Origin of the sequence: Streptomyces sp. PU-14G (assembly GCF_041028275.1) — a bacterium.
Taxonomy (GTDB): Bacteria; Actinomycetota; Actinomycetes; order Streptomycetales; family Streptomycetaceae; genus Streptomyces.
Map to the genome: position 1 here is coordinate 1 of NZ_JASKYT010000448.1, position 5,425 is coordinate 5,425.

5 protein-coding genes are annotated in these 5,425 nt (G+C 75.1%); 4 read left to right on the plus strand and 1 reads right to left on the minus strand.

The features are described 5' to 3' along the window. A partial coding sequence (locus AB8Z75_RS31155) for an NUDIX domain-containing protein (protein WP_369207884.1) occupies positions 1–924 on the minus strand: 924 nt, incomplete at its 3' end. A 390-nt stretch (positions 925–1,314) separates the two neighbouring features. Here AB8Z75_RS31155 and AB8Z75_RS31160 point away from each other — a divergent pair. The 4 genes from AB8Z75_RS31160 (at position 1,315) to AB8Z75_RS31175 (ending at position 5,391) form a co-directional block, all read left to right on the plus strand. After that, entirely contained in the window at positions 1,315–1,866 is a 552-nt protein-coding gene (locus tag AB8Z75_RS31160) for a hypothetical protein (RefSeq protein WP_369207886.1), read from the plus strand. A gap of 156 nt (positions 1,867–2,022) precedes the next feature. Continuing rightward, entirely contained in the window at positions 2,023–2,640 is a 618-nt protein-coding gene (locus AB8Z75_RS31165; protein WP_369207888.1) for a DNA polymerase ligase N-terminal domain-containing protein, read from the plus strand. Next, positions 2,637–3,656 carry a non-homologous end-joining DNA ligase gene (gene ligD / locus AB8Z75_RS31170; protein WP_369207890.1) on the plus strand — a complete coding sequence of 340 codons (1,020 nt, stop codon included), beginning with the start codon at positions 2,637–2,639 and terminating at the stop codon, positions 3,654–3,656. The genes AB8Z75_RS31165 and ligD overlap by 4 nt, the downstream gene beginning before the upstream one ends. A 79-nt stretch (positions 3,657–3,735) precedes the next feature. Next, positions 3,736–5,391, plus strand: a complete 1,656-nt coding sequence (locus tag AB8Z75_RS31175) for an aminotransferase class I/II-fold pyridoxal phosphate-dependent enzyme (RefSeq protein ID WP_369207892.1) — start codon at positions 3,736–3,738, stop codon at positions 5,389–5,391. The last annotated feature ends 34 nt before the right edge of the window (positions 5,392–5,425 follow it).

Sequence of the window (5,425 nt, forward strand, 5' to 3'; positions counted from 1 at the left end):
CTCCCACCCCTCGCACGCGTCTCCGGTGCCGGTGCCGGTGCCGGTGCCGGTGCCGGTGCCGATGTCTGTGTCTGCTTCTGCGTCTGCGTCGGCGCACGAGTCCGTGCCCGTGCCCGCTCCCGTGTGCTTGCCCGTGACCACCAGGACCCGGCCTCTCCCGTCCGTCACCAGGGCCGCCGCTGCGACGGCAGGGCCCGGCAGCAGTGCCCTGCGGTCCCGTTCGTCCAGGGGCGCCGGGTGCCCGTCCAGCAGGTGGGCCGTCGCGGCTCCACGCTCGGCGGCCAGGGCGGCGGCAGCACGCCGCCGCAGCCGCTCGGGCAGCCGGGCCAGCGCCTCCCGCTCGGGCACGAACTCGGCGGCGCGCAGCTCGTCCCGCTGGAGCCGCAGGTCCTCGGCGGCCAGCGGGTGCGGCAGGTGGACGGCGTAGACGCAGGCGGTCAGCGCCCGGCCGTACGCGGTGGCGGGTACGTTGTCGACGGCCAGCAGGCGGCCGACGCGGAGCCTGGCGGGGCGCAGCTCCTCTCGGAGTTCCCTCTCCAGGCCGTCCACCAGGCCCTCGTCGTCCACCATGCCGCCGGGTAGGTCCCAGCCCGGCTTGTAGACGGGATCGACGATCAGCAGCCGCCCCCGCTCGTCCCGGATGACCGCGTCCACCGCGGCGGCGGGGGAGGGATGGGCGGCGAGGTAGGCGGCGAGCTCCGCGTCCGGGCCGTGCTCCGCGTGTGGATCGTGCTCCGCGTCCGGGCCGTGCTCCGGGTCCGTGCCGTGTTCCGGGTGCGGACCGGCTCCCGTGTGCTGGGCGGCGGGCACCACTGCGGGACGTGCCGCCTCGGCTCCCCGGGCCGCCGGGACGGTTCCGCCTGCCGGGACGGCGCCGCCTGGCGGAGGCGCCGGGGCGGCGGGTGTGCGGGGCGTCGATGTCATCAGGGGCCTCCTCGTGTCCGGTGCCGACGGCGTACGGTCACCCGCGCGCCTCCCCTTCCGGTTCAACTCGGCCGCCGCCCGCGGAGGTACGCCCGCCCGCGTGGCAGAACGCGGCCGATCCGATCCCGCGTCCGGTGACTGCGGTCCCCGCGCCGTCCGGGAGCGGAGGGGACCGCCGTCACCGGCTCGCGCGCTCCAGGCTGCCGGTTGGACCTCTCGCGCATACCGTCGATGACGGCGGTGCCGCGCCACGACCGGCGAACCGGCGGACCGGCGGACCGGCGGACTGGCGGACCGGCAGAGAAAGCCGAACGGACGGACGGGCGAACGGACGGACGGACGAACGGGTGGACGGTCGACCGGACGAGCGGACAACGGAGGGACGCGACGGTGAGTGAACAGCTGAGCGAGCACGCGGGGGAGGGGGCGCGGTGCGACCAGACCGCGCGCCTCCCGCACGTCCACGTGCGTCCGGGCAGCCCGGTGGACGCGCGGCGTCCGGACCCGCACCCTCCCGGCGGTGCCGCGCCCCGCCCCGCGCACCCGGTCGTGCAGATCTTCACCGACGCGGCTCGGGCCGTGCCCGGCTACCCGCTCTCGCCGATCGTGACGGACGAGTTCTGCGTCCTCGTCGGCCCCGGCAGCGCCTCGACCATGATCGCCGTCTGTCTCGAGGACACCGCCACCCTGTGGGTGGACCAGTACATGTGGAGCGCGTACGAGTGGTCGGACCGTGACACCGGCGAACTGGGCTTCCTGGCGGAAGCGGTGGCGGCCGTGCAGCGCGGGGACGGCGCCGTGCACTTCAGGGAGGACGACGGGCGGCTGGTCCACCTCGGTGGCCGCATCGGCAGCCATGTCATCGGCCCGGGCGGTGTCCGTCCGCCCCCGCTCAGCTATCCGCTCATCCCCTGGGCCAGCCAGCTCGGCCCCGTCGGCTGACAGCCGCCCCGTCCGCCGGAGCGGCGCGCGGTGCCGCCCCGGCGGCGGCCGGTGCCCTGCGGACGGCGGTGTGCGGTGTCGTCCGCCCGACGAGGGGAACGCGGCAGGTGGTGAGAAGGCCACGGCCGGCGCGGCCGTGGCCGGGAAGGACCGGGCGTGAGTGGTGACGACGACGCGCTGGGGACATACCGGCGCAAGCGGCGGTTCGACCGCACGGAGGAACCCGAGGGCAAGCGGGCGCGCGGTGGCGAGGAGCCCCGCTACGTGGTGCAGATCCACGACGCGACGAGCCTGCACTTCGACTTCCGGCTGGAGTGGGACGGTGTGCTCAAGTCCTGGTCGGTGCCCAAGGGCCCGTCCGTGGACCCGCACGACAAGCGGCTGGCCATGCCCACCGAGGACCATCCGCTGGACTACCGCACCTTCGAGGGCGTCATTCCACGCGGCGAGTACGGCGCGGGCCCCGTCATCGTCTGGGACGAGGGCACCTACGAGCCGCTGTCCCACGACTTCGGCAAGGCGCTGGCCAAGGGCCACATCTCCTTCCGGATGCACGGCGGCAAGCTGCGCGGCGACTGGGCGCTCTCCCGCTTCCGCAGCGGCGGCGACGGGGAGCGCGAGGCGTGGCTGCTGGTCAAGAAGAGCGACAGCCACGCCTCCTCGCGCGGCACCCCCGACCCGTGGCGGGTCCGCTCCGCGCTGAGCGACCGCACCCTCAAGCAGGTGCGCGAGGAGTCGAGTGAGCAGTGGACCCGCGAGGGCGGCAGGCAGTGAGCGGCCTGCTCGACACGCTGCCGCAGGAGCAGCGCGCGCTGCTGCGCAAGGCGCCCTCGGGCGGCAGGCTCGCCGAGCAGCCCATGCGTGCCGAGCTCAGCGACCGGCGGGACTTCTCCGCGGGTGGCTGGGTCTTCGAACGCAAACTCGACGGTGTGCGGGCGCTCGCCGTTCGCGAGGACGGCGGCGAGCGGCTGCTGTCCCGCAGCGGGCGGCGCGTGAACGCCACCTACCCCGAGATCGTGGAGGCACTGGCGGCCCAGAGCCGGACCGACTTCACCGTCGACGGCGAGATCGTCGCCTTCGCCGGCGGCCGTACCGACTTCTCCCGGCTCCAGCAGCGCATGCAGCTCAGTACCGAGCGGCAGGCCAGGGCCAGCGGTGTCGCCGTCACCTACTACGTCTTCGACCTGCTGCGGCTCGACGGCATGGACCTCACCGGGCTGCCGCTGCGCACCCGCAAGTCGCTGCTGCGCGCGGCGCTGGACTTCCGGGCGCCGCTGCGTTTCACACCGCACCGCAACGAGGGCGGGCAGCAGCTGCTGGACGAAGCGTGCGCCAAGGGCTGGGAAGGGCTGATCGCCAAGCGCGCGGACGGCCGCTACCAGCCCCGCAGGTCCCCCGACTGGCTCAAGCTCAAGTGCGCGGGCGGTCAGGAGCTGGTCGTCGGCGGCTTCACCGAGCCCGCCGGGAGCCGGGTGGGCTTCGGGGCGCTGCTGCTCGGCTACTACGAGGACGGCGCGCTGCGCTACGCGGGCAAGGTCGGCACCGGCTACGACCGCAGGACGCTGCTGACCCTGCGGCGCGGCCTCGACCAGCTCGAGGCGCGTCGCTCCCCGTTCGCCGACCCGGTCCGCGAGCGCGGTGCGCACTGGGTCGAGCCCCGCCTGGTGGCGCAGATCGGCTTCACGGAGTGGACCCGCGACGGCATGCTGCGCCACCCCCGCTTTCTGGGCCTGCGCGACGACAAGAAGCCCGAGGACGTCGTCCGCGAGACGCCTCGCGAGCGGGGCTGACCCGGGCCTGGCCACCCCGCGCCGGCCCTGCCCGCGGACGACTGGTTCCGTTCCGGCCTGTACGGGCACTACGGGAGCCATGGATCACGATGCCGCACCGGTGTTGGAAGCACTGGCCCGCTACCGGGAGGCGGACGAGCTGCCGTTCTCCCCGCCGGGCCACAAGCAGGCAAGGGGCGCCGACCCGCGCGTACGCGAGGTGCTGGGCGACGCCGTCTTCCACGGTGACGTCCTGGCCTCCGGAGGGCTGGACGACCGGCGCACCCGCGCCGCCGTCCTCGTGAAGGCCGAGCAGCTCATGGCGGAGGCGGTCCACGCCGAGCACACGTTCTTCTCGACCTGCGGCAGCTCGCTGTCGGTGAAGTCGGCGATGCTCACGGTCGCGGGACCGCACGAGAAGCTGCTGGTCGGCCGGGACGCCCACAAGTCGGTGGTCTCCGGGCTGGTCCTCTCGGGCATCCACCCGGTGTGGGTGGAGCCGCGGTGGGACGAGGAGCGGCTGCTCGCGCACGCGCCGCCCGCTGACGCGTTCGAGGCCGCCTTCGAGGAGCACCCGGACGCGCGCGGCGCCCTGGTCACCAGCCCGACCCCGTACGGAACGTGCGCCGACCTGCACGCCATCGCCGACGTCTGCCACCGCAGAGGCCGCCCGCTCATCGTCGACGAGGCGTGGGGCGCCCACCTGCCCTTCCACAGCGACCTGCCGACCTGGGCCATGGACGCGGGCGCCGACGTGTGCGTGACCAGCATCCACAAGATGGGCAGCGGCCTGGAGCAGGGTTCCGTCTTCCACCTGCAAGGCCCGTACATCGACCCGCTGACGCTGGCCCAGCGCGCCGACCTGCTGGGCACCACGAGCCCCAACGTGCTGATCTACGCGGGTCTGGACGGCTGGAGGCGCCAGATGGTGCAGCACGGCGACCGGCTGCTGGGGCACGCGCTGGACCTCGCCGCCGACGTCAGGCAGCGCCTGGAGGCCATCGACGGGCTCCACGTCGACGACAGGTCCGACTTCGTCGGCCAGGGGCTGGCGGCCGACCTGGACCCGCTGCCGGTCGTCATCGACCTTTCGCAACTGCCGTTCACCGGCTACCAGGCCGCCGACTGGCTGCGTGAGCACCGGCACCTGGACGTGCACGTCAGCGATCACCGCAGGATCAACACCCAACTGACCCACGCCGACGACCGGCACACCACCGGGGTGCTGCTCGACGCCGTCGGCGAGCTGGTCTCCCGGGCCGACGAGTTCCCCGACTCGCCGACCGTGCGCCTGCGCAGCCCCGCCGACCTGCGGATGGAACAGACGTGCCTGCCGCGCGACGCCTACTTCGGCGCGCACGAGGACGTGCCGGTTCAGGAGGCGGAGGGCCGGATCGCCGCCGAGATGATCACCCCGTACCCGCCGGGCATCCCCGCCGCGCTGCCGGGGGAGCGGCTGACCCGGACCGTTCTGGACTACCTGCGCACCGGTGTGGAGGCCGGCATGAACCTGCCCGACGCGGCGGCGCCCGACCTGAACACCGTCCGCGTGGTCACCGACGGGGGGGGGGGGGGGGGGGGGGGGGGGGGGGGGGGGGGGGGGGGGGGGGGGGGGGGGGGGGGGGGGGGGGGGGGGGGGGGGGGGGGGGGGGGGGGGGGGGGGGGGGGGGGGGGGGGGGGGGGGGGGGGGGGGGGGGGGGGGGGGGGGGGGGGGGGGGGGGGGGGGGGGGGGGGGGGGGGGGGGAGGCCGGCATGAACCTGCCCGACGCGGCGGCGCCCGACCTGAACAC

What these genes read in the sequence shown, in the direction of transcription:
- AB8Z75_RS31175 (WP_369207892.1), top strand. Translation starts at nt 3,736, where the DNA reads ATGGATCACGATGCCGCACCGGTGTTGGAAGCACTGGCCCGCTACCGG.